The sequence below is a fragment of the Leclercia sp. genome, from assembly GCF_036780805.1.
Taxonomy (GTDB): domain Bacteria; phylum Pseudomonadota; class Gammaproteobacteria; order Enterobacterales; family Enterobacteriaceae; genus Enterobacter.
Window position 1 is genome coordinate 47264 of record NZ_DAIQCE010000005.1, and the last position, 21239, is coordinate 68502.

General features: G+C 57.0%; 22 protein-coding genes. 11 read left to right on the forward strand and 11 right to left on the reverse strand.

The window, feature by feature from the left end:
• Positions 1 to 132 precede the first annotated feature (132 nt).
• The 3 genes from V7Q49_RS14460 to V7Q49_RS14470 are packed head-to-tail and all read left to right on the forward strand — an operon-like array spanning position 133 to position 2270.
• Positions 133 to 1155 (forward strand): hydrolase, encoded by a 1023-nt coding sequence (locus V7Q49_RS14460; protein WP_333852981.1) that lies wholly within the window; start codon positions 133 to 135, stop codon positions 1153 to 1155.
• Positions 1152 to 1370 (forward strand): YheU family protein, encoded by a 219-nt coding sequence (locus V7Q49_RS14465; protein ID WP_106995183.1) that lies wholly within the window; start codon positions 1152 to 1154, stop codon positions 1368 to 1370. The genes V7Q49_RS14460 and V7Q49_RS14465 overlap by 4 nt, the downstream gene beginning before the upstream one ends.
• A gap of 30 nt (positions 1371 to 1400) precedes the next feature.
• Positions 1401 to 2270: a phosphoribulokinase gene (locus tag V7Q49_RS14470; protein WP_333852983.1), complete on the forward strand. Its 870-nt coding sequence runs from the start codon at positions 1401 to 1403 to the stop codon at positions 2268 to 2270.
• 63 nt (positions 2271 to 2333) lie between these two features.
• Here the strand turns inward: V7Q49_RS14470 and V7Q49_RS14475 are convergent, their stop codons facing one another.
• A complete protein-coding gene (locus V7Q49_RS14475) occupies positions 2334 to 2738 on the reverse strand; it encodes an OsmC family protein (protein ID WP_333852984.1) in 405 nt (134 codons plus the stop codon).
• Positions 2739 to 3047: 309 nt separating this feature from the next.
• Here V7Q49_RS14475 and crp point away from each other — a divergent pair, with 309 nt between their 5' ends.
• Entirely contained in the window at positions 3048 to 3680 is a 633-nt protein-coding gene (gene crp / locus V7Q49_RS14480) for a cAMP-activated global transcriptional regulator CRP (protein ID WP_000242758.1), read from the forward strand.
• Between the two features lie 56 nt (positions 3681 to 3736).
• Positions 3737 to 5824, forward strand: coding sequence for a YccS/YhfK family putative transporter (locus V7Q49_RS14485; RefSeq protein WP_333852988.1), 2088 nt, complete (start codon positions 3737 to 3739; stop codon positions 5822 to 5824).
• Positions 5825 to 5859: 35 nt separating this feature from the next.
• Here V7Q49_RS14485 and argD read toward each other — a convergent pair whose 3' ends face one another.
• The 5 genes from argD to ppiA all read right to left on the reverse strand — a co-directional run bounded on the left by argD (position 5860) and on the right by ppiA (position 9202).
• Positions 5860 to 7080, reverse strand: coding sequence for a bifunctional acetylornithine/succinyldiaminopimelate transaminase (argD, locus tag V7Q49_RS14490; protein ID WP_333852990.1), 1221 nt, complete (start codon positions 7078 to 7080; stop codon positions 5860 to 5862).
• A gap of 87 nt (positions 7081 to 7167) precedes the next feature.
• The gene (gene pabA, locus V7Q49_RS14495; RefSeq protein ID WP_333852992.1) at positions 7168 to 7731 is read right to left on the reverse strand and encodes an aminodeoxychorismate synthase component 2; all 564 of its coding nucleotides are present in this window, start codon (positions 7729 to 7731) and stop codon (positions 7168 to 7170) included.
• A gap of 30 nt (positions 7732 to 7761) precedes the next feature.
• Positions 7762 to 8364, reverse strand: a complete 603-nt coding sequence (locus V7Q49_RS14500) for a putative adenosine monophosphate-protein transferase Fic (RefSeq protein WP_059307058.1) — start codon at positions 8362 to 8364, stop codon at positions 7762 to 7764.
• On the reverse strand, positions 8354 to 8521 hold the full coding sequence (locus tag V7Q49_RS14505; RefSeq protein WP_333852994.1) for a YhfG family protein: 168 nt from the start codon (positions 8519 to 8521) through the stop codon (positions 8354 to 8356). The genes V7Q49_RS14500 and V7Q49_RS14505 overlap by 11 nt, the downstream gene beginning before the upstream one ends.
• Positions 8522 to 8629: 108 nt before the next feature.
• Positions 8630 to 9202 (reverse strand): peptidylprolyl isomerase A, encoded by a 573-nt coding sequence (gene ppiA / locus V7Q49_RS14510; RefSeq protein ID WP_032614775.1) that lies wholly within the window; start codon positions 9200 to 9202, stop codon positions 8630 to 8632.
• Positions 9203 to 9480: 278 nt separating this feature from the next.
• Here ppiA and tsgA point away from each other — a divergent pair, with 278 nt between their 5' ends.
• A complete protein-coding gene (gene tsgA / locus V7Q49_RS14515; RefSeq protein ID WP_333852997.1) occupies positions 9481 to 10665 on the forward strand; it encodes an MFS transporter TsgA in 1185 nt (394 codons plus the stop codon).
• Positions 10666 to 10669: 4 nt separating this feature from the next.
• On the opposite strand, the gene V7Q49_RS14520 is transcribed toward tsgA, so the two are convergent.
• Entirely contained in the window at positions 10670 to 11986 is a 1317-nt protein-coding gene (locus tag V7Q49_RS14520; protein WP_333852999.1) for a cytosine deaminase, read from the reverse strand.
• Positions 11987 to 12226: 240 nt separating this feature from the next.
• Between V7Q49_RS14520 and nirB the strand changes: the two genes are divergently transcribed.
• The 5 genes from nirB to V7Q49_RS14545 all read left to right on the forward strand — a co-directional run bounded on the left by nirB (position 12227) and on the right by V7Q49_RS14545 (position 17760).
• Complete coding sequence (gene nirB / locus V7Q49_RS14525; protein ID WP_333853001.1) at positions 12227 to 14770, forward strand: nitrite reductase large subunit NirB; 2544 nt, start codon at positions 12227 to 12229, stop codon at positions 14768 to 14770.
• Positions 14767 to 15093: a nitrite reductase small subunit NirD gene (gene nirD / locus V7Q49_RS14530; protein WP_250586402.1), complete on the forward strand. Its 327-nt coding sequence runs from the start codon at positions 14767 to 14769 to the stop codon at positions 15091 to 15093. Before nirB ends, nirD begins: the two co-directional genes overlap by 4 nt.
• A 164-nt stretch (positions 15094 to 15257) precedes the next feature.
• The gene (gene nirC, locus V7Q49_RS14535; RefSeq protein ID WP_333853005.1) at positions 15258 to 16067 is read left to right on the forward strand and encodes a nitrite transporter NirC; all 810 of its coding nucleotides are present in this window, start codon (positions 15258 to 15260) and stop codon (positions 16065 to 16067) included.
• A gap of 14 nt (positions 16068 to 16081) precedes the next feature.
• Positions 16082 to 17455 (forward strand): siroheme synthase CysG, encoded by a 1374-nt coding sequence (gene cysG / locus V7Q49_RS14540; protein ID WP_333853007.1) that lies wholly within the window; start codon positions 16082 to 16084, stop codon positions 17453 to 17455.
• Between the two features lie 134 nt (positions 17456 to 17589).
• Positions 17590 to 17760, forward strand: coding sequence for a YhfL family protein (locus V7Q49_RS14545; protein ID WP_032614785.1), 171 nt, complete (start codon positions 17590 to 17592; stop codon positions 17758 to 17760).
• A 147-nt stretch (positions 17761 to 17907) separates the two neighbouring features.
• Here the strand turns inward: V7Q49_RS14545 and trpS are convergent, their stop codons facing one another.
• Genes trpS through dam form a run of 4 tightly spaced genes read right to left on the reverse strand, consistent with a single transcriptional unit; the run spans position 17908 to position 21190 of the window.
• A complete protein-coding gene (trpS, locus tag V7Q49_RS14550) occupies positions 17908 to 18912 on the reverse strand; it encodes a tryptophan--tRNA ligase (protein WP_262671518.1) in 1005 nt (334 codons plus the stop codon).
• Positions 18905 to 19666 (reverse strand): phosphoglycolate phosphatase, encoded by a 762-nt coding sequence (gene gph / locus V7Q49_RS14555; RefSeq protein ID WP_333853009.1) that lies wholly within the window; start codon positions 19664 to 19666, stop codon positions 18905 to 18907. Before gph ends, trpS begins: the two co-directional genes overlap by 8 nt.
• Complete coding sequence (rpe, locus tag V7Q49_RS14560) at positions 19659 to 20336, reverse strand: ribulose-phosphate 3-epimerase (RefSeq protein WP_333853011.1); 678 nt, start codon at positions 20334 to 20336, stop codon at positions 19659 to 19661. The genes gph and rpe overlap by 8 nt, the downstream gene beginning before the upstream one ends.
• Positions 20337 to 20377: 41 nt before the next feature.
• Positions 20378 to 21190, reverse strand: coding sequence for an adenine-specific DNA-methyltransferase (gene dam, locus V7Q49_RS14565; protein WP_333853013.1), 813 nt, complete (start codon positions 21188 to 21190; stop codon positions 20378 to 20380).
• Between the last annotated feature and the right edge of the window lie 49 nt (positions 21191 to 21239).

Below are 21239 nucleotides of genomic sequence, written 5' to 3' on the forward strand. Positions count from 1 at the left end.
ATCATTAGCCTGAGAGTAATAATCAAGGTAAATATTTGTGATCGGGATCAGTTCATGTTTCGGAAAACCAGGCTAAACGGGGTACAATTCGGAAGGTATCGTAAATAACAGACAATAATTAGCATCACCGTTATGACCCAAATCATTCCATCAGACTTCAACATTGCACCCGACGAGAGCGCAGAATTTGTGCCCCTGCGCGGCGTGTCGAATCGACACCTGCAGACCATGCTGCCGCGCCTCATCCGTCGTAAAGTGCTCTTTACTCCCGTCTGGCAGCGCCTTGACCTGCCGGATGATGACTTCGTTGATTTAGCCTGGAGTGAAGATCCGCTTCAGGCCCGGCACAAACCCCGGCTGGTGGTCTTTCATGGTCTGGAGGGCAGCCTGCACAGCCCCTATGCGCACGGTCTGATTGAGGCGGCAAAAGCGCGCGGCTGGCTGGGCGTCGTGATGCACTTTCGCGGATGCAGCGGCGAACCCAATCGCCAGAAACGCATCTACCACTCCGGCGAAACGGAAGATGGTACCTGGTTCTTGCGCTGGCTGGCAGAGACCCACGGCCCGGCCCCTACGGCGGCGGTGGGCTATTCGCTGGGCGGAAACATGCTCGCCTGCCTGCTGGCAAAAGAGGGCGACAATATTCCTCTGGACGCCGCCGCCATCGTCTCTGCCCCCTTTATGCTGGAACACTGCAGCTATCATATGGAGAAGGGCTTTTCGCGCGTTTATCAGCGCTATCTGCTTAACTTGCTCAAAGCCAATGCGGCACGCAAACTGAAAGCTTACCCGGATACGCTACCGGTCAGTCTGCAGCAGTTGAAGAAAGTGCGCCGCATCCGCGAATTTGACGATCTGATCACCGCCAAAATTCACGGTTTTGCCGATGCTATTGACTACTATCGCCAGTGCAGCGCCATGCCGGTGCTCAGCAAGATCACCAAACCGGTGCTGATTATTCACGCTAAAGACGATCCCTTTATGGATCATCACTCAATACCGGCACAGGAATTTTTGCCCGCTAACGTGCAGTATCAGCTAACCGAACACGGCGGACATGTGGGCTTTGTCGGCGGCACGCTGCGACGCCCCACCATGTGGCTGGAAACGCGTATCCCGGACTGGCTGACCACATACCTGGAACCCATAAGATGATTATTCCCTGGCAAGATCTGGCTCCCGAAACGCTGGATAATCTGATTGAAAGCTTTGTGTTACGCGAAGGCACCGATTATGGTGAACAGGAGCTTTCGCTTGAGCAGAAGGTCGCTGATGTCAGGCGCCAGCTGCAAAGCGGTGAGGTGCTGGTCGTGTGGTCCGAGCTGCACGAAACCGTCAACATCATGCCGCGCAATCAATTTCGCGGTTAACCGCGACCGCTTTCCATTCAGGGAGTTGCTATGTCCGCCAGACATCCGGTTATTGCCGTTACAGGGTCGAGTGGTGCGGGTACCACCACCACCAGCCTCGCCTTTCGTAAGATCTTCTCGCAGCTGCATCTGCGTGCCGCGGAAGTGGAAGGCGACAGCTTTCACCGCTACACCCGCCCTGAGATGGACATGGCCATCCGCAAGGCCCGGGATATGGGCAAACACATCAGCTACTTTGGCCCGGATGCCAACGACTTTGGCCTGCTGGAGCAAACCTTCGCCGAATACGGGCGAAGCGGCACCGGCCAGGCGCGCAAATACCTGCACACCTATGACGAAGCGGTACCCTGGAACCAGGTGCCGGGCACCTTCACTCCCTGGCAGCCGCTGCCGGAGCCTACCGACGTGCTGTTTTATGAAGGCCTGCATGGTGGCGTAGTCACGCCGCAACACGACGTGGCGCGCCATGTCGATCTGCTGGTGGGCGTGGTACCGATTGTGAACCTGGAGTGGATCCAGAAGCTGACGCGGGATACCAGCGAACGCGGCCACTCCCGCGAGGCGGTGATGGACTCCGTGGTGCGCTCGATGGAGGATTACATTAACTTCCTGACGCCGCAGTTTTCCCGCACCCATATCAACTTCCAGCGCGTCCCGACCGTGGATACCTCAAATCCCTTTGCCGCTAAAGGCATTCCGTCGCTCGACGAGAGCTTTGTGGTGATCCATTTCCGCAATCTGGACAATATCGATTACCCCTGGCTGCTGGCGATGCTGCAGGGTTCGTTTATTTCGCACATCAATACACTGGTGGTCCCGGGCGGGAAGATGGGGCTGGCGATGGAGTTAATCATGACGCCGCTGGTGCAGCGGTTGATGGAAGGCAAGAAGATCGATTGAGGTTTAGTTGCCTGTGGGAGAGGGCCGGGGTGAGGGCATCAGACCGCATGATGCCCCACAACATTACGCCTCGATCACTTCATACGAATGGGTAATCTTGACTGCTTTCTCCAGCATCAGCGCCACGGAGCAGTACTTCTCTGCTGAGAGGTCCACCGCGCGGGAGACCGCCGCGTCTTTCAGCTCTTTGCCGGTCACCACGAAGTGAAGGTTGATATGGGTGAACAGGCGCGGCGCCTCTTCACGACGCTCTGAGGTCAGTTTGACTTCGCAGTCGGTCACATCGTGACGCCCTTTTTGCAGGATAGACACCACGTCGATTGCGCTGCATCCGCCAGCCGCCATCAGGACAACTTCCATCGGGCTTGGCGCTTTGTCACCGGAGTTGCCATCCATCAAAATCTGGTGCCCGGAAGCCGACTCACCGAGGAACGTTAACCCTTCAACCCATTTCACACGTGCTTGCATTTTTATTAACTCCAGGATTGCATTTTTCCTGACAGATTACGCGCCAGCAACAATTCTGACAACGGAAGTCGACCTGCATCAAGCTGAAGCGAGACACCAGGAGACAGGCGGCAAAAGCTATGCTAAAACAGTCGAGATGCTACAGTAATACATTGACGTTGCACATGTATGCAGAGGACATCACACATTACAGGCTGCTAATTATTGTGACAGCCCGTCCCCAGGCAGGGGAAAGAATTCGATTGCAACCCCAGAGTACAGGTACACAGCCAGACTCTGGAGACAGCTTATAACAGAGGATAACAGCGCATGGTGCTTGGCAAACCGCAAACAGACCCGACTCTCGAATGGTTCTTGTCTCATTGCCATATTCATAAGTACCCATCGAAGAGCACGCTGATTCACCAGGGTGAAAAAGCGGAAACGTTGTATTACATCGTCAAAGGCTCAGTGGCAGTGCTGATCAAAGATGAAGAAGGCAAAGAGATGATCCTCTCTTACCTGAATCAGGGAGACTTTATCGGCGAACTGGGCCTGTTTGAAGAAGGTCAGGAGCGTAGCGCCTGGGTGCGTGCAAAAACGGCCTGTGAAGTGGCTGAGATCTCTTATAAGAAATTCCGCCAGCTGATTCAGGTGAACCCGGATATCCTGATGCGCCTCTCTTCGCAGATGGCTCGCCGTCTGCAGGTCACGTCCGAGAAGGTAGGTAACCTCGCCTTCCTCGACGTAACCGGCCGCATCGCCCAAACCTTACTGAACCTGGCGAAACAGCCAGACGCCATGACCCACCCGGACGGTATGCAAATTAAAATTACCCGTCAGGAAATTGGTCAGATCGTCGGATGTTCTCGTGAGACAGTGGGTCGTATCCTGAAAATGCTGGAAGATCAAAACCTGATTTCTGCCCATGGTAAAACCATCGTGGTTTACGGAACACGTTAATTCCGCTAAAACGGCGTGGCATCACACGATGACACGCCGTTTTTGTCTCTATCCCCATGTGGCGCAGGCTCATCTATCACCCGGAAGTTAACTACGCACTGCGGCAAACCCTGGTGTTGTGTCTCCCCGTGGCTGTGGGTTTGATCCTCGGACATCTGCAACAAGGCCTCCTCTTCTCCCTCGTTCCTGCCTGCTGCAATATTGCCGGTCTGGATACACCGCATAAACGCTTTTTTAAACGCCTGACGATTGGCGGGTGCCTGTTCGCCGGCTGTAGCCTGGCCGTACAGCTGCTGCTGGCCCGGGATATTCCGCTGCCGCTCATTCTGACCGCGCTGGCGATGACGCTGGGGGTCACGGCTGAGATCAGCGCCCTGCATGCCCGACTGCTGCCCGCCTCGCTGATTGCAGCCATCTTTACCCTGAGTCTGGCGGGGAACATGCCGGTCTGGGAGCCGCTGCTCCTCTATACGCTGGGCACCCTCTGGTACGGGCTGTTTAACTGGTTCTGGTTCTGGATGTGGCGCGAACAGCCGCTGCGCGAATCGCTGAGCGTGCTCTATCAACAGCTGGCAGATTATTGCGAAGCGAAATACACCCTGCTGACGCAGCACACCGATCCTGAAAAATCGCTGCCGCCGCTGCTGGCCCGTCAGCAGAAGGTAGTGGATCTGATCGGCCTCTGTTATCAGCAGCTGCATATGCTGGCGGCCAACAGAAATCATGAATACAAACGCCTGCTGCGTACCTTCCAGGTGGGGCTGGATTTGCAGGAGCACATCTCCGTCAGCCTGCATCACCCGAAGGAGGTGCAAAAGCTGGTGGAGCGCAGCCACGCCGAAGCGGTGATCCGCTGGAACGCGCAGACCGTGGCGGCCCGTCTGCGGGTGTTGGCTGACGACATTCTCTATCATCGCTACCCCACCCGTTTCACCATGGACAAGCAGCTCGGCGCGCTGGAGAAAATCGCCCGCCAGCACCCGGAAAACCCGGTGGGTCAGTTCTGCGCCTGGCACTTCAGCCGTATTGCCCGGGTGCTGCGCACGCAGCGTCCGCTCTACCCGCGCGACCTGATGGCAGATAAGCAGAAACGCCTGCCGCTGATCCCCGCCCTGCGAAGCTACCTGTCGCTGAAGTCTGCCGCCCTGCGTAACGCGGCGCGCATCAGCGTGATGCTGAGTATCGCCAGCCTGATGGGGGTGGCGCTGCACCTGCCGAAACCCTACTGGATCTTAATGACCGTGCTGCTGGTGACGCAAAACGGCTACAGCGCGACGCGGGTGCGTATTCTCCACCGGGCGGCCGGCACCCTGGCGGGGCTGGTTATCGCCGGCGTCACCCTGCACTTCCACGTTCCGGAAGGTTACACCCTGGCCGGAATGCTGGTGGTGACCCTGGGGAGCTACCTGATCATTCGCAAAAGCTACGGCTGGGCGACGGTGGGCTTTACGGTCACGGCGGTATATACCCTGCAGCTGCTGACCCTGAACGGTGAGCAGTTTATTATCGCCCGCCTGGCCGATACCCTGATTGGCTGCCTGATTGCCTTCGGGGGGATGGTCTGGCTGTGGCCGCAGTGGCAGAGCGGGCTGTTGCGCCAGAATGCCCACGACGCGCTGGAGGCCGACCAGGAGGCCATTCGCCTGATCCTCAGCGACGATCCGCAGCCGACGCCGCTGGCCTGGCAGCGCATGAAGGTCAACCAGGCGCACAACGCCCTGTTCAACTCCCTCAACCAGGCGATGCAGGAGCCGGGCTTTAATTCGGCCTATCTCGCGGATATGAAGCTGTGGGTGACGCACAGCCAGTTTATCGTCGAGCATATCAACGCGATGACGACCCTGGCCCGGGAACATACGATGCTGACGCCAGACCTGGCGCAGCGCTATCTGCAGTCGTGTGAAATTGCGCTGCAACGCTGTCAGCAGCGTCTGGAGTATGACGCGCCGGGCGAGAGCGGGGACAGCAATATTCTGGAAGCGCCAGAGACCCTGACGCAGGGCCCCATGAGCACGCTGGAGCAGCATCTGCAGCGCGTCCTGGGGCATCTGAACACCATGCACACCATCTCGTCAGTGGCATGGCGTCAGCGTCCGCATCATGGGATCTGGTTGATCCGACGTTTGAAACGGACATCCTATTAAGCTTTTTTGCCCGGCGGCGCTACGCTTGCACGGGCCTACGCCTGAACCACGCGCTTAACCGCCTGCGCAAAGCGGTTCATCCCTTCGTCGATATCCTCGCTCTCCACCAGCAGCGACGGTGCAAAGCGCATCACGTCCGGTCCGGCGTTAAGCACCATCGCCCCTTCACTGGCGGCGGCGTAGAGGAAATCACGCGCCCGGCCTTTGTATTGCGGCTTCAGCTCGGCACCAATCAACAGCCCCATGCCGCGAATATCGCTGAAGACATCATATTCGGCATCGATCTGCTGGAGGTGCTTCACAAACTGCTCGCGCTTCGTGTTGACGCCGCTCAGCACCTCCGGCGTATTGATGATGTCGAAGGCCGCGCCGGCTACCGCACAGGCCAGCGGATTACCGCCGTAGGTGGAGCCGTGAGAGCCCACGTGGAACGCCGAGGCGATATCCTGGGTGGTGAGCACCGCGCTGACCGGGAAACCGCCGCCGAGCGCTTTGGCGCTGGTGAGGATGTCCGGCGTGACGCCATAGTGCATGTAGGCAAACAGATCCCCGGTACGGCCCATGCCGCTCTGTACTTCATCAAACACCAGCAGGGCCTGGTGCTGATCGCACAGCTCGCGCAGCCCCTGCAGGAATTCCGGGGTCGCCGCCATTACGCCGCCTTCACCCTGAATTGGCTCCACCACCACCGCGCAGGTGTGATCGTCCATCACCGCTTTCACCGCATGCAGATCGTTAAACGGGACGTGAATAATGTCGGCCGGTTTTGGGCCAAAGCCATCGGAATATTTTGGCTGACCGCCCACGGTCACGGTAAACAGCGAACGGCCATGGAAGGCGTTGTGGAAGGCGATGATTTTGGTTTTAAACGGGCTGTGGCGGGTGGAAGCGTAGTAGCGTGCCAGCTTAAAGGCCGTTTCGTTGGCTTCGGTGCCGGAGTTCATAAACAGCACACGCTCGGCAAAGGTGGCGTCGATAATTTTACGCCCCAGACGCAGCGCGGGTTCGTTGGTAAAGACGTTGCTGGTGTGCCACAGGGTTTCGCCCTGAGTTTTGAGCGCCTCGACCAGCGCCGGGTGGCAGTGGCCTAACGCCGTCACCGCAATGCCGCCCGCAAAATCAATGTACTCTTTACCCTGCTGATCCCAGACGCGGCTGCCTTTCCCCTTCACCGGGATAAACTCGGCCGGTGCATAAATTGGCAGGATAACTTCATCGAATGTTGCGCGCGTAATTGCAGATTGTTCAGTTGCCATGTAACCCCACCCTTTTTTAAGCAAGAAGCAGAAGTGAAAATATAATCACGAAATATGCTTAAAAAATCACTTTATGGCAACTAAAAATCAACGATGGAGGAAATTAGCCAGCAGCTGGTGGCCCTGCTCGCTGAGAATGCTTTCCGGGTGGAACTGCACTCCTTCCAGATCCCATTCCCGGTGGCGGATACCCATGATCTCCCGGGTCTCGCTCCAGGCGGTGACTTCAAAGCAGTCGGGTAAGGTAGGCGGATCAATAACAAGGGAGTGATAGCGGGTCACGGTCAGGGGATTATTCAAGCCCGAGAAGACCCCCGTACCGGTGTGCGTGACGGGAGAGGTTTTACCGTGCATCACTTTGGCGGCACGGACAATGGTCGCGCCAAAGACCTGGGCGATGGCCTGATGTCCGAGACAGACGCCGAGGATCGGCAACCTCCCGGCATAGTGCTGGATCACCGCCAGCGAGATCCCGGATTCATCCGGCGTGCAGGGTCCGGGAGAGATGACGATTTTTTGCGGGTTCAGCGCCGCGACATCCTCCAGAGAGAGCACATCGTTGCGCCGGACCACCACCTCCGCCCCCAGCTCGCAAAAATACTGGTACAGGTTCCAGGTGAAGGAATCGTAGTTATCAATCAGCAGAATCATGGCGGCTCCCGAAAAAATGGCCGCCCTATTCTACTCAGTTTCCCGGGCTTCGCTTACCACTTTGCTGAAGATTGTGTTCAGCGCGCTCAGATCGCCCATCGCACCGCTCTGGTTGGCCTGCGCCCACGCCTCCGGGTCGATACCGCGCCAGTCGAGCTGATACCCGGCATGGATCGCCAGCTGTTCAAAGAAGATGCGCTGAACAATGCCGTTACCGATGCGGAACGGATGCAGGACGTTGATTTCGCAATAGTAGTGGCTGAGGCGGTTAATAAAATCCGCTTTCTCCAGCCCGACGAGATATCCCTCTTCCTCCAGATCCTGCATCAGGGCATTGCCCTCTTTTTCGATATAGGCGAAGTGGCAGAACCGGGTATCCCCCTGATAAATATCCATTTCACGAATATCTCCCGCCCAGTCGAAAATATCCTGGTAGAGATGCTGATGGATGGCGCACAGGTGCGGCAGACCGCGTAACAGCGGCCCGAGGCTCAGGGTGGCGGCACGCAGCGCGGTAAATTCATAGGCCGCCTGCGCAAGGCGTTCGGCCTGACGAATGCCCAGCCGGTTACGCATCACGTTCAGTTCCGGGTAGAGATAAGGGTCGCGATCGTTGCCGTATTTATCGCTCATGCTGCCTCCCTAATTCCTCAAGACGAAGCTGCGCCTCTTCTGCGCTGAGCGTGACTAACGGACTGTCGACCCCTTCAAGGCGGCGGCTGGCCTGGAAATTCGTGTTTCGCTGCTGTTCCCAAAGACGGGATTTTTGTTTTTCAGTGAGTTTTTTCACCTGTTACCTCCCTGGTTGTGCTCGTGTTGCCACAAGTATAAGCAGCAAACTGCGGTTTCGCAGGAAGGTAAAGGCAACGCGGACAATGGCTGCCCGCGCTATCAGGGATTAAGGCAGGACTTTCGCAGAGAGGATAACTACCGGTTTTGTCGGCACATTCTGGTAAGGACCGACGTCGTGAGTCTGTACCTGAGAGATTTTATCGGCCACATCCATGCCTTTCACAACTTTACCAAATACCGCATAGCCAAAATCACGCTGGCCGTGGTCGAGGAAGGCGTTATCCGCCACGTTGAGGAAGAACTGGCTGGTGGCGCTGTCTTTATCGGCAGTACGCGCCATGGAGATAGTGCCGCGGCTGTTGCGCAGGCCGTTATCCGCTTCGTTCTTGATTGGCGGGTTCGGCTGTTTCTGCTGCATCTGCTCGTTGAAGCCACCGCCCTGCAGCATAAAGCCCGGGATCACGCGGTGGAAGGTGGTGCCGTTGTAAAAACCGCTGTTCACATAATCGAGGAAGTTTTTCACCGAAACGGGGGCTTTCTGACTGTTCAGTTCCAGCTCAATGTTACCGGCAGAGGTGGTCAACAGAACGTGCGGGTCTCCTTTGGCTGCCAGCGCAGCAGGAGAGAGGGCTGAGAGCGCGAGTACAGCCGCAACAGCCGCCAGGGTTGATTTGAGCATGAGAATTCCTTAACAAAGCGCAGTAAAGAAAGCGAATGGCTTGATTCTAAAGAGCAGTATGAATCCAGGCCAGCCATTTACCTAATTTTACGCATTTGAAACAGATGTAACCGTCGGGCAAACTGACACCACGGACTTTAACGTGATCTAAATCACACTAAAAACTGCAATTTTCGTTTAATTAATCATAAAAGATTTAATTAGATCACATTCACACTTAAAATCTGGCCGCTTGCAGCGCCCTTAGCGCGCTTTACCTTTCTATTCACAGGCCAGTCATGACTAACAGCAATCGTATCAAGCTCACATGGATCAGCTTCTTCTCCTACGCCCTTACCGGTGCGTTGGTGATCGTCACCGGGATGGTGATGGGAAATATCGCAGATTATTTCAACCTGCCCGTTTCCAGCATGAGTAACACCTTCACCTTCCTGAATGCCGGGATCCTGATCTCCATCTTCCTGAACGCCTGGCTGATGGAAATCGTTCCCCTGAAAACGCAGCTGCGTTTCGGCTTTGTGCTGATGGTTGCCGCGGTGGCGGGCCTGATGCTCAGCCACAGCATCGCCCTGTTCTCTGCCGCCATGTTTGTACTCGGGCTGGTCAGCGGGATCACCATGTCCATCGGTACGTTCCTTATTACCCACATGTATGAAGGTCGTCAGCGCGGCGCGCGTCTGCTGTTCACCGACTCCTTCTTCAGCATGGCAGGGATGATTTTCCCGATGGTGGCCGCGGCGCTGCTGGCCCGCAGCATTGAGTGGTACTGGGTTTACGCCTGCATCGGCCTGGTCTATGTGGCGATTTTTGTCCTGACCTTCGGCTGTGACTTCCCGGTGCTCGGCAAAAAAGCCCAGACCACCCACGAGACGGTGGTGAAAGAGAAGTGGGGTATCGGCGTGCTGTTCCTCTCCGTTGCCGCCCTGTGCTACATCCTCGGCCAGCTGGGCTTTATCTCCTGGGTGCCGGAGTATGCCAAAGGTCTGGGAATGAGCCTGAACGATGCTGGTCAGCTGGTGAGTGATTTCTGGATGTCGTATATGTTCGGCATGTGGGCGTTCAGCTTTATCCTGCGTTTCTTCGACTTGCAGCGGATCCTCACCGTGCTGGCCGGCGCCGCCACCGTGCTGATGTACCTGTTCATCAACGGTTCGCCGGAACATATGCCGTGGTTTATCCTGACGCTGGGCTTCTTCTCCAGCGCCATTTACACCTCGATCATTACCCTGGGCTCCCTGCAGACCAAAGTCGCCTCGCCAAAACTGGTTAACTTCGTGCTGACCTGCGGCACCATCGGCACCATGCTGACCTTCGTGGTCACTGGCCCGATTGTGGCCCACAGCGGCCCGCTGGCGGCGTTACACACCGCTAACGGCCTCTATGCTGTAGTGTTCGTGATGTGTCTGGTGCTGGGCTTCGTGACCCGCCACCGCCAGCACAACACCGCGGCAGCGTCTCACTAATCCCTCACGCCCCTTCGCTTCGTGCAGAGGGGCTGTTTCGGGTAAAGCTCACCTCTTCTCCCCCGTTATCCATCTGGATCCACGTCTGCGCCAGCTGCGTGGTGGCAATCACCCTCCCCTGACGAATCGACCAGCGTACCGGCACCTGACACCGCACCGCATCAAAGCCCGTCTCCGCAGGCAGGATCACCAGGTTAGCCGGGTTGCCCGTTTCGATACCGTAATCGCTCAGGCCAAAAGTACGCGCGCTGTTGTGAGTGATCAGGTCAAGACCGCTGTCGATCTGCTGATAGCCCATCATCTGGCAGACGTGCAGCCCCATATGCAGGACCTGAAGCATATTGCCGGTGCCCAGCGGATACCAGGGGTCAAACACGTCGTCATGGCCGAAGCAGACGTTAATCCCCGCCTCCAGCAGCTCCTTCACGCGGGTGATGCCCCGCCGCTTTGGATAGTCGTCAAAGCGCCCCTGCAGATGAATATTCACCAGCGGATTGGCCACAAAGTTAATCCCGGAGAGCTTCAGCAGACGGAACAGCCGCGAGGTATAAGCCCCGTTGTAGGAGTGCATCGCGGTGGTATGGCTGGCGGTGACCCGCGGGCCGATACCGGCCTCATACGCCAGCGTCGCCACCGTTTCGACAAACCGCGACTGCTCGTCGTCGATTTCATCGCAGTGAATATCCAGCGGCCGGTCGTACTTCTTCGCCAGGTCAAAGGCGATGTGCAGCGACTGCACGCCGTACTCGCGGGTGAATTCGAAGTGCGGGATGGCGCCCACCACGTCGGCCCCCAGCCGTAACGCCTCCTCCAGCAGAGCGGCACCGTTGGGATAAGAGAGGATCCCCTCCTGCGGGAAGGCAACGATTTGCAGCTCGACCCACGGGGCTACCTCCTGCTTCACCTCCAGCATCGCCTTCAGGGCGGTAAGGGTAGGGTCGGAGACATCCACATGGGTACGCACAAACTGAATGCCGTTGGCGATCTGCCACTTCAGGGTCTGCCACGCCCGGGCTTTGACATCCTCATGGCTGAGCAGCGCCTTGCGCTCCGCCCAGCGTTCGATGCCCTCAAACAGCGTACCGGACTGGTTCCAGTTCGGCTCACCCGCGGTCTGGGTGGTATCGAGATGAATATGCGGCTCGATAAACGGCGGAAGGGCCAGCCCCCCGCGCGCGTTTAATACTTCATAGCTCTCGCTGTGCCCGTCACCCGTCGGGGCGATCTCGCCAAAACGACCGTTCTCAATAGCCAGCTGCCATAGTCCGTCCCGACCCGGTAACCGGACGTTCTGGATAAGCCAAAGCGGTGCTGTAGACATCATATTCTCCCGACAAAGAGGGCTGAAATTAAGGAGTAGCGGATTTTAAAGATTAGCGCCCTAATTTGTACACAAAATCGGCTATCACGAAAAGCCTGCTATTTCCGCCACTTAGAAAAAACCTGACAAATCAGCAATATACTCACTAAGGAGTAGGTGAAGGCGTATTTGATTTGCATCAATAAGCGGCTTTGCTGAATCGTTAAGGTAGGTGGTAATAGAAAAGAAATCGAGGCAAAAATGAGCAAAGTCAGACTCGCGATTATCGGTAACGGCATGGTCGGTCACCGCTTTATTGAGGATCTTCTTGATAAAGCCGATGCCGCCCAGTTCGAGATTACCGTGTTCTGTGAAGAACCCCGTAAGGCGTACGACCGCGTGCACCTCTCCTCCTATTTCTCTCACCACACCGCCGAAGAGCTCTCTCTGGTGCGCGAAGGTTTTTACGAGAAACATGGCGTGAAGGTGCTGGTGGGCGAACGCGCTATCACTATCAACCGTCAGGAAAAAGTGATTCATTCCAGTGCGGGACGCACGGTTTTTTACGACAAACTGATCATGGCGACTGGCTCTTACCCGTGGATCCCACCGATCAAAGGGTCAGAAACTCAGGACTGCTTCGTCTATCGCACCATTGAAGATCTCAACGCCATCGAATCCTGCGCCCGTCGCAGCAAACGCGGCGCGGTGGTTGGCGGCGGTCTGCTCGGCCTCGAAGCCGCTGGCGCGCTGAAAAACTTAGGCGTTGAAACCCACGTCATCGAATTTGCCCCGATGCTGATGGCAGAGCAGCTCGACCACATGGGTGGCGATCAGCTCAAACGCAAAATTGAGAGCATGGGTGTGAAAGTTCACACCAGTAAAAACACCAAAGAGATCGTGCAGGAAGGTACCGAGGCGCGTAAAACCATGCGCTTTGCCGACGGCAGCGAGCTGGAAGTCGACTTCATCGTCTTCTCCACCGGTATTCGCCCGCGCGACAAGCTGGCCACCCAGTGCGGCCTGGCGGTTGCCCAGCGCGGCGGCATCATGATCAACTCCACCTGCCAGACCTCCGATCCGGATATCTACGCGATCGGCGAGTGCGCCAGCTGGGAAAATCACGTCTACGGTCTGGTTGCGCCAGGCTACAAAATGGCGCAGGTCGCCGTTGACCATATCCTCGGCAATGAAAACGCCTTCGAAGGCGCAGACATGAGCGCCAAGCTGAAGCTGCTGGGCGTTGACGTGGGCGGTATCGGCGATGCGCACGGTCGCACGCCAAACTCCCGCAGCTATGTCTATCTCGATGAAAGCAAAGAAGTTTATAAACGTCTTATCGTCAGCCCGGATAACAAGACCCTGCTCGGTGCTGTGCTGGTGGGTGATACCAGCGATTTCGGCAACCTGCTGCAGCTGGTGCTGAACGCCATTGAACTGCCGGAAAACCCGGACGCGCTGATCCTGCCTGCCCACGCTGGCAGCGGTAAGCCTTCGATTGGTGTCGATAAACTGCCCGACAGCGCGCAGATTTGCTCCTGCTTCGATGTCACCAAAGGCATGCTGATCTCCGCCATCAACAAAGGTTGCCACACCGTGGCGGCGCTGAAGGCCGAAACCAAAGCCGGTACCGGCTGCGGCGGTTGTATCCCGCTGGTCACCCAGGTACTCAACGCCGAGCTGGCGAAACAGGGTATCGAAGTGAACAACAACCTGTGCGAGCATTTCGCTTACTCTCGCCAGGAGTTGTACCACCTGATCCGCGTGGAAGGCATCAAATCCTTCGACGAGCTGCTGCAGAAACATGGCCAGGGTTACGGGTGTGAAGTCTGCAAACCAACCGTCGGTTCTCTGCTGGCCTCCTGCTGGAATGAGTACGTGCTCAAGCCGCAGCATACCCCGCTGCAGGACACCAACGACAACTTCCTGGCCAACATCCAGAAAGACGGGACTTACTCGGTCATCCCACGCTCTGCCGGGGGTGAAATCACGCCGGAAGGTCTGGTGGCGGTGGGCCGTATCGCCCGTGAATTTAACCTGTACACCAAAATTACCGGTTCCCAGCGTATCGGCCTGTTCGGCGCGCAGAAAGACGACCTGCCGGAAATCTGGCGTCAGCTGATTGAAGCCGGCTTCGAAACCGGTCATGCCTATGCCAAAGCGCTACGTATGGCGAAAACCTGCGTGGGCAGCACCTGGTGCCGTTACGGCGTGGGCGACAGCGTCGGCTTCGGCGTCGAGCTGGAAAACCGCTACAAAGGCATCCGTACCCCGCACAAAATGAAGTTCGGCGTCTCCGGCTGTACCCGTGAATGTGCTGAAGCCCAGGGTAAAGATGTGGGTATCATCGCGACCGAGAAAGGCTGGAACCTGTACGTGTGTGGTAACGGCGGGATGAAGCCGCGTCATGCGGATCTGCTGGCAGCGGATATCGACCGTGAAACGCTGATCAAGTACCTCGACCGCTTCATGATGTTCTACATCCGTACTGCGGACAAACTGACCCGTACCGCGCCGTGGCTGGATAACCTGGAAGGCGGCATCGACTACCTCAAGTCCGTCATCATCAACGACAAACTTGGCCTGAACGCGACGCTGGAAGAAGAGATGGCGCGCCTGCGTGACGCCGTGATTTGTGAATGGACTGAAACCGTCAACACCCCGGCGGCACAGGTTCGCTTCAAACACTTTATCAACAGCACCCAGCGCGACCCGAGCGTGCAGGTGGTGCCAGAGCGCGAGCAGCATCGCCCGGCGACACCTTATGAACGCATTCCGGTCATGCTGGTGGAGGAAAACGTATGAGCCAGTGGGTCAACATCTGCAACATCGACGAGATCCTGCCTGCCACCGGCGTGTGCGCGCTGTTAGGTCATGAGCAGGTTGCCATTTTCCGTCCGCGCCACGACGAACAGGTTTTTGCCATCAGCAATATCGACCCGTTCTTCGAAGCCAGCGTACTCTCCCGCGGGATCATCGCTGAACATCAGGGCGAGCTGTGGGTTGCCAGCCCGCTGAAAAAGCAGCGTTTCCGCCTGAGCGACGGCCACTGCATGGAAGATGAGAGCCACTCCGTGAAGCACTATGACGTTCGCGTCAAAGACGGCAAGGTGCAGCTGCGGGGCTGATTAATACGGGGGCGCAACGCCCCCGCTATGTTTTTTTATTTTGATTTTGTAGGCCCGGCAAGCACAGCGCCGCCGGGCGATTGCCGGATGGCGAAGCAAGCTTCTTATCCGGCCTACGCTTTACTTTTTAGCTTTTCTTTTTCATTACTCAGGATAATCAAACCATGTTTACAGACACTATCAATAAGTGTGCGGCTAACGCTGCGCGTATTGCGCGCCTCAGTAAAGACAGTCCTCTCGGGTTCTGGATCAGCTCCGCCATGGCGGGGGCCTATGTCGGGTTGGGGATTATTTTAATTTTCACCCTCGGCAATCTGCTCGATCCCTCCGTTCGTCCGCTGGTGATGGGTGCCACCTTTGGCATCGCCCTGACGCTGGTGATTATCGCCGGTTCTGAGCTGTTCACCGGTCACACCATGTTCCTGACGCTGGGCGTCAAGGCGGGCACCATTACTCAGGGCCAGATGTGGGCGATCCTGCCGCAAACCTGGCTCGGCAATCTGGTAGGCTCGGTGTTTGTTGCCCTGCTCTACAGCTGGGGCGGCGGTAGCCTGCTGCCGGTGGATACCAGCCTCGTGCACACCGTCGCGCTGGCCAAAACCACCGCACCGGCAATGGTGCTGTTCTTCAAGGGCGCGCTCTGTAACTGGCTGGTCTGCCTGGCGATCTGGATGGCAATCCGTACCGAAGGTGCTGCGAAATTTATCGCCATCTGGTGGTGCCTGCTGGCCTTTATCGCCTCCGGCTACGAACACTCCGTTGCCAACATGACGCTGTTCGCGCTCTCCTGGTTCGGCCATCACAGCGAAGCCTATACGCTGTCAGGTATCGGCCATAACCTGTTGTGGGTAACCCTTGGCAATACCCTTTCTGGGGTTGTATTTATGGGTTGGGGTTACTGGTATGCTACCCCTAAAGCGGAGCGTCCGACTCCGGCTACCATCGCAACCGTTCAGGCGAAAGCTAACCCGTAAGAAGAGGTAATGTCGTGGATCACCTGCCAATATTCTGTCAATTACGCCATCGCGACTGCCTGCTCGTGGGGGGTGGTGATGTCGCTGAACGCAAAGCCCGCCTGCTGTTAGAGGCAGGTGCCCGACTTACCGTCAATGCCCTCGACTTCGCCCCGCAATTCACCGTGTGGGCACAGGAAGGAATGCTCACCCTCGTCGAGGGTGAGTTCCAGGAAACGCTGCTCGATACCTGCTGGCTGACCATTGCCGCCACCGACGACGATGCGGTTAACCAACGCGTCAGCGACGCCTGCGAAGCGCGACGCATCTTCTGCAACGTGGTGGATGCGCCGAAAGAGGCGAGCTTTATTATGCCGTCGATTATCGACCGCTCCCCGCTGATGGTCGCCGTCTCCTCCGGCGGGACGTCGCCTGTGCTGGCGCGTCTGCTGCGCGAAAAGCTGGAAGCGATCCTGCCTCAGCATCTGGGCCAGGTGGCTCACTATGCAGGGCAGCTGCGCTCGCGCGTGAAAAAGCAGTTCGCCACCGTCGGCGAGCGCCGCCGCTTCTGGGAAAAATTCTTCGTGAACGACCGGCTGGCGCAGTCGCTGGCGAATCAGGATCGGAAAGCCGTGGATGAAACCACCGAGCAGCTGATCAATGCCCCACTCGATCACCGGGGCGAAGTGGTGCTGGTGGGCGCAGGTCCGGGCGATGCTGGCCTGTTAACCCTGAAAGGGCTGCAGCAGATCCAGCAGGCGGATATCGTGATCTATGACCGTCTGGTTTCCGACGACATCATGAATCTGGTGCGTCGCGATGCGGATCGGGTGTTTGTTGGCAAACGTGCCGGGTACCACTGCGTACCCCAGGAAGAGATTAACCAGATCCTGCTGCGTGAAGCGCAAAAGGGTAAACGCGTGGTGCGTCTGAAAGGCGGCGATCCCTTTATCTTCGGGCGCGGCGGCGAGGAGCTGGAGACCCTGTGCGAGGCGGGTATTCCGTTCTCGGTGGTGCCGGGCATTACCGCCGCCTCCGGCTGTTCTGCCTATTCCGGCATTCCGCTGACGCATCGTGACTACGCCCAGAGCGTGCGCCTGGTCACCGGCCACCTGAAAACCGGCTGCGAGCTGGACTGGCATAACCTGGCCGCAGAGAAACAGACCCTGGTGTTCTATATGGGGCTGAACCAGGCGGCGACCATTCAGGCTAAGCTGCTTGAACACGGCATGGAGGCGGAAATGCCGGTTGCACTGGTGGAGAACGGAACCTCGATTAAACAGCGCGTGGTCAGTGGCGTCTTAACCCAGCTGGGCGATCTGGCGCAGCAGGTTGAAAGCCCGGCGCTGATCGTAGTAGGCCGCGTCGTTGCGCTGCGTGACCAGCTCAACTGGTTTTCAAACCACTAAATCAGACTGAACATATTCCCCGCAAAATGAGTAGTCCTGTTATGGACTACTCCTCTCTTACCTCTGTCGATAACATACCTCCCGCGAAAGCACATTTTCTATATATTCCCTCATGTTACAGACAAGGAAGCGTTATGTTCAAACTGGCAAAGATTGCCCTGGTCGCAGGCATCTTAACGACCCTGACGGCGTGCACCGGCCACGTGCAAAACACCAAAAATAACTGCAGCTACGACTACCTGCTGCATCCGGCGATCTCTATTTCCAAGATCATCGGTGGCTGTGGCCCGGCAGCAAATCAGTAAGCATTTTTCAGGCATAAAAAAACCGGGGATTCCCCGGTTTTTTTATTAGTGCGAGCATCGCTGCCTGATGCCCTCACCCTGGCCCTCTCCCACAGGGAGAGGGTACAAACCCTAAAAACGGTAACCATGTTACCGTTTTACATTTACCTACGGCTTCGCCACAAACCCAATCGCTTCGTACACCGCTTTCAGCGTTTCGGAGGCGCGCGCGCTGGCTTTCTCGGCGCCGTCTTTCATCACCTTCTGCAGGAAGGCTTCATCGTTGCGGAACTGGTTGTAGCGCGCCTGCAGCTCGGTCAGCATGCCGGAGACTGCATCCGCCACTTCACCTTTCAGATGGCCGTACATTTTGCCTTCGAAGTGCTGCTCCAGCTCCGGAATGCTCTGACCGGTGACGCCAGAGAGAATATCCAGCAGGTTAGAAACGCCCGCTTTATTCTGCACGTCGTAACGCACCACAGGCGGCTCGTCAGAGTCGGTGACCGCACGCTTGAGCTTCTTGACCACCGCTTTTGGATCTTCCAGCAGGCCGATCACGTTGTTGCGGTTATCGTCCGACTTGGACATCTTTTTGGTCGGCTCGAGCAGGGACATCACGCGAGCACCGGATTTCGGAATGAACGGCTCAGGCACCTTGAAGACGTCGCCGTAAATCGCATTAAAGCGCTGGGCAATATCGCGGCTCAGCTCCAGGTGCTGCTTCTGATCTTCACCCACCGGCACTTGGTTGGTCTGATACAGCAGGATGTCAGCCGCCATCAGGACCGGATAGTCAAACAGACCGGCGTTGATGTTTTCAGCGTAACGGGAAGATTTATCCTTAAACTGAGTCATACGGCTCAGCTCGCCGAAATAGGTGTAGCAGTTCAGGGCCCAGCCCAGCTGCGCGTGTTCCGGCACGTGGGACTGAACGAAGATGGTGCTTTTCTCAGGATCGATACCGCAGGCCAGATACAGCGCAAGGGTGTCGAGCGTCGCTTTACGCAACTGCTGCGGATCCTGGCGCACGGTAATGGCGTGCTGGTCAACGATGCAGTAGATGCAGTGATAGTCATCCTGCATGCCCACCCACTGACGCAGCGCACCCATATAGTTGCCAATGGTCAGTTCACCTGAGGGCTGTGCGCCACTAAATACGATGGGCTTAGTCATTTTTCAATTCCTGATTTTCACTGTGCGAAAGCCCGAGAACGGGCAGTAAATCTTTGAAGTGGTCGAAGACGAAGTCCGGCTCACTCAGCGTAATGGATTCACCGTAGTTATAGCCATAGGTCAGGCCAACGGACGGGCAACCTGCAGCCCTGGCCGCCAGAATATCATTGCGCGAATCCCCGACAAAGAGCAGCGCGTCCGGCGTTAAGGATAATTTTCCTGCCACCATTAGCAGCGGTTCAGGATGCGGCTTCTTATTCTGCACGTCATCGCCGCCGACAATCACCGAGAAGTATTTTGCGATATCCAGCGCTTCCAGCAAGGGTGCGACAAAGGCCGTCGGCTTGTTGGTCACCAGCGCCAGTGGCATGCCTTCCGCATGCAGCGCGCTCAGCGTACCGGCCACGTCCGGGAACAGGAAGCTGCCCTCTTCCACTGTCTCTTCATAGAAACGGTTGAACAGCTTACGCAGGAGGCGAATCTGCTCTTCCTGCGGGATATCCGCGTGATCGACGCCAGGTTTACCCTGCGCCGCCCGCTGAATAGCGCGTTCCTGACGCGCCCAGGTCAGCGCGCGCTCCATCAGCACGTCTGCCCCGTTACCGATCCACGTTATGACGCGATCTTCGCCTGCCACCGGCAGCTCCAGCGCATACAGCGCCTGGTCAACCGCCGCGGTTAAGCCCGGCGCGCTGTCCACCAGCGTGCCGTCGAGGTCAAACGCAACGCCCCGAATTGCCTGCAAATTATTCATGACTTACCTTCGCCAGTTCACTGCGCATTTCATCAATGACTTTTTTGTAGTCCGGCTGATCGAAGATCGCCGAACCGGCCACAAACATGTCTGCGCCCGCGGCGGCGATGTCGCCGATATTGCTCACCTTCACGCCACCGTCCACTTCGAGACGGATATCAAAGCCAGATTCGTCGATGCGATGACGCACTTCACGCAGCTTATCCAGGGTTTGCGGAATGAAAGACTGACCGCCAAAGCCCGGGTTGACGGACATCAGCAGGATCACGTCCAGCTTGTCCATCACGTAGTCGAGATAGCTCAGCGGCGTGGCCGGGTTAAACACCAGGCCGGCTTTACAGCCGTGCTCTTTAATCAGCTGCAGGGTGCGGTCAACGTGTTCGGAGGCTTCAGGATGGAAGGTGATAATGCTGGCGCCCGCGGCGGCAAAATCCGGCACGATACGGTCGACCGGCTTCACCATCAGATGCACGTCAATGGGGGCGGTTACGCCGTAGTTGCGCAGTGCCTTCAGCACCATCGGGCCGATGGTCAGGTTAGGCACATAGTGGTTATCCATAACGTCGAAATGAACGACATCCGCACCGGCAGCCAGCGCTTTCGCGGTATCTTCGCCCAGCCGGGCAAAATCAGCCGAAAGAATTGAGGGTGCAATCAAATACTGTTTCATCCGCATCTCCTTGAACTTTGTTTAACGGCGGGCGAAACGGCTCAGGGTAGATAGAGAGCCAGCAGTTCGTCCACCTTTTTACGTGTACCGCCGTTGCTGCTGATGCTGCGCCGGACTTTGACCTGATAATGATCTGCGGCCTTGTACCATTCGCGGGTATCAGGCGTGTCGTGATTCGAAATTAACACCGGAATTCTTTTGCTGACCAGCTTTTCCGCCATTTCTGCCAGACGCGCCTGCTCGGCAGGGCTGAAGCTGTTGGTGTGATAAGCGGTGAAATTCGCCGTTGCCGACAGAGGGGCATAAGGCGGATCGCAGTAGACCACCGAGTCGATGTCCGCTTTCTCCATGCACTCTTCATACGAGAGGCAATGGAACTCCGCATTCTGCGCCTTTTCAGCAAAGTGGTACAACTCAGCCTGAGGGAAATAAGGACGCTTGTAGCGACCAAAGGGCACGTTGAATTGTCCACGCAGATTATACCGGCACAGGCCGTTGTAGCCGTGGCGGTTAAGGTAGAGGAACAGCAGCGCACGACGGAACCTGTCCTGGCTCTGATTAAACTCAGCGCGGAGCGCGTAGTAAACGTCCGGGTTGTTGTTCTCTGGGGTAAACAGCTTACGCGCCTCATCAACATACTCGTCGGTACGCAGCTTCACGATGTTATAGAGGTCGATAAGGTCGCTGTTGATATCCGCAAGGATATAACGGGAGTAGTCGGTATTGAGGAATACCGAGCCCGCGCCCACAAAGGGTTCGACAAGACACTCGCCGGCAGGCAGGTGTTTTTGAATATCGTCGAGCAGGGGGTATTTCCCCCCTGCCCATTTCAGAAAAGCGCGATTTTTTTTCATGCTGACTAACTGATTACACCTTCTCCGGCTGTGGAGAAAGCTCCGACAG

Excerpts from the sequence above, each read along its gene's own strand:
- V7Q49_RS14460 (WP_333852981.1), top strand. The coding sequence starts at position 133 with ATGACCCAAATCATTCCATCAGACTTCAACATTGCACCCGACGAGAGC.
- V7Q49_RS14465 (WP_106995183.1), top strand. The coding sequence starts at position 1,152 with ATGATTATTCCCTGGCAAGATCTGGCTCCCGAAACGCTGGATAATCTG.
- V7Q49_RS14470 (WP_333852983.1), top strand. The coding sequence starts at position 1,401 with ATGTCCGCCAGACATCCGGTTATTGCCGTTACAGGGTCGAGTGGTGCG.
- V7Q49_RS14475 (WP_333852984.1), bottom strand. The coding sequence starts at position 2,738 with ATGCAAGCACGTGTGAAATGGGTTGAAGGGTTAACGTTCCTCGGTGAG.
- crp (WP_000242758.1), top strand. The coding sequence starts at position 3,048 with ATGGTGCTTGGCAAACCGCAAACAGACCCGACTCTCGAATGGTTCTTG.
- V7Q49_RS14485 (WP_333852988.1), top strand. The coding sequence starts at position 3,737 with ATGTGGCGCAGGCTCATCTATCACCCGGAAGTTAACTACGCACTGCGG.
- argD (WP_333852990.1), bottom strand. The coding sequence starts at position 7,080 with ATGGCAACTGAACAATCTGCAATTACGCGCGCAACATTCGATGAAGTT.
- pabA (WP_333852992.1), bottom strand. The coding sequence starts at position 7,731 with ATGATTCTGCTGATTGATAACTACGATTCCTTCACCTGGAACCTGTAC.
- V7Q49_RS14500 (WP_059307058.1), bottom strand. The coding sequence starts at position 8,364 with ATGAGCGATAAATACGGCAACGATCGCGACCCTTATCTCTACCCGGAA.
- ppiA (WP_032614775.1), bottom strand. The coding sequence starts at position 9,202 with ATGCTCAAATCAACCCTGGCGGCTGTTGCGGCTGTACTCGCGCTCTCA.
- tsgA (WP_333852997.1), top strand. The coding sequence starts at position 9,481 with ATGACTAACAGCAATCGTATCAAGCTCACATGGATCAGCTTCTTCTCC.
- V7Q49_RS14520 (WP_333852999.1), bottom strand. The coding sequence starts at position 11,986 with ATGTCTACAGCACCGCTTTGGCTTATCCAGAACGTCCGGTTACCGGGT.
- nirB (WP_333853001.1), top strand. The coding sequence starts at position 12,227 with ATGAGCAAAGTCAGACTCGCGATTATCGGTAACGGCATGGTCGGTCAC.
- nirD (WP_250586402.1), top strand. The coding sequence starts at position 14,767 with ATGAGCCAGTGGGTCAACATCTGCAACATCGACGAGATCCTGCCTGCC.
- nirC (WP_333853005.1), top strand. The coding sequence starts at position 15,258 with ATGTTTACAGACACTATCAATAAGTGTGCGGCTAACGCTGCGCGTATT.
- V7Q49_RS14545 (WP_032614785.1), top strand. The coding sequence starts at position 17,590 with ATGTTCAAACTGGCAAAGATTGCCCTGGTCGCAGGCATCTTAACGACC.
- trpS (WP_262671518.1), bottom strand. The coding sequence starts at position 18,912 with ATGACTAAGCCCATCGTATTTAGTGGCGCACAGCCCTCAGGTGAACTG.
- gph (WP_333853009.1), bottom strand. The coding sequence starts at position 19,666 with ATGAATAATTTGCAGGCAATTCGGGGCGTTGCGTTTGACCTCGACGGC.
- rpe (WP_333853011.1), bottom strand. The coding sequence starts at position 20,336 with ATGAAACAGTATTTGATTGCACCCTCAATTCTTTCGGCTGATTTTGCC.
- dam (WP_333853013.1), bottom strand. The coding sequence starts at position 21,190 with ATGAAAAAAAATCGCGCTTTTCTGAAATGGGCAGGGGGGAAATACCCC.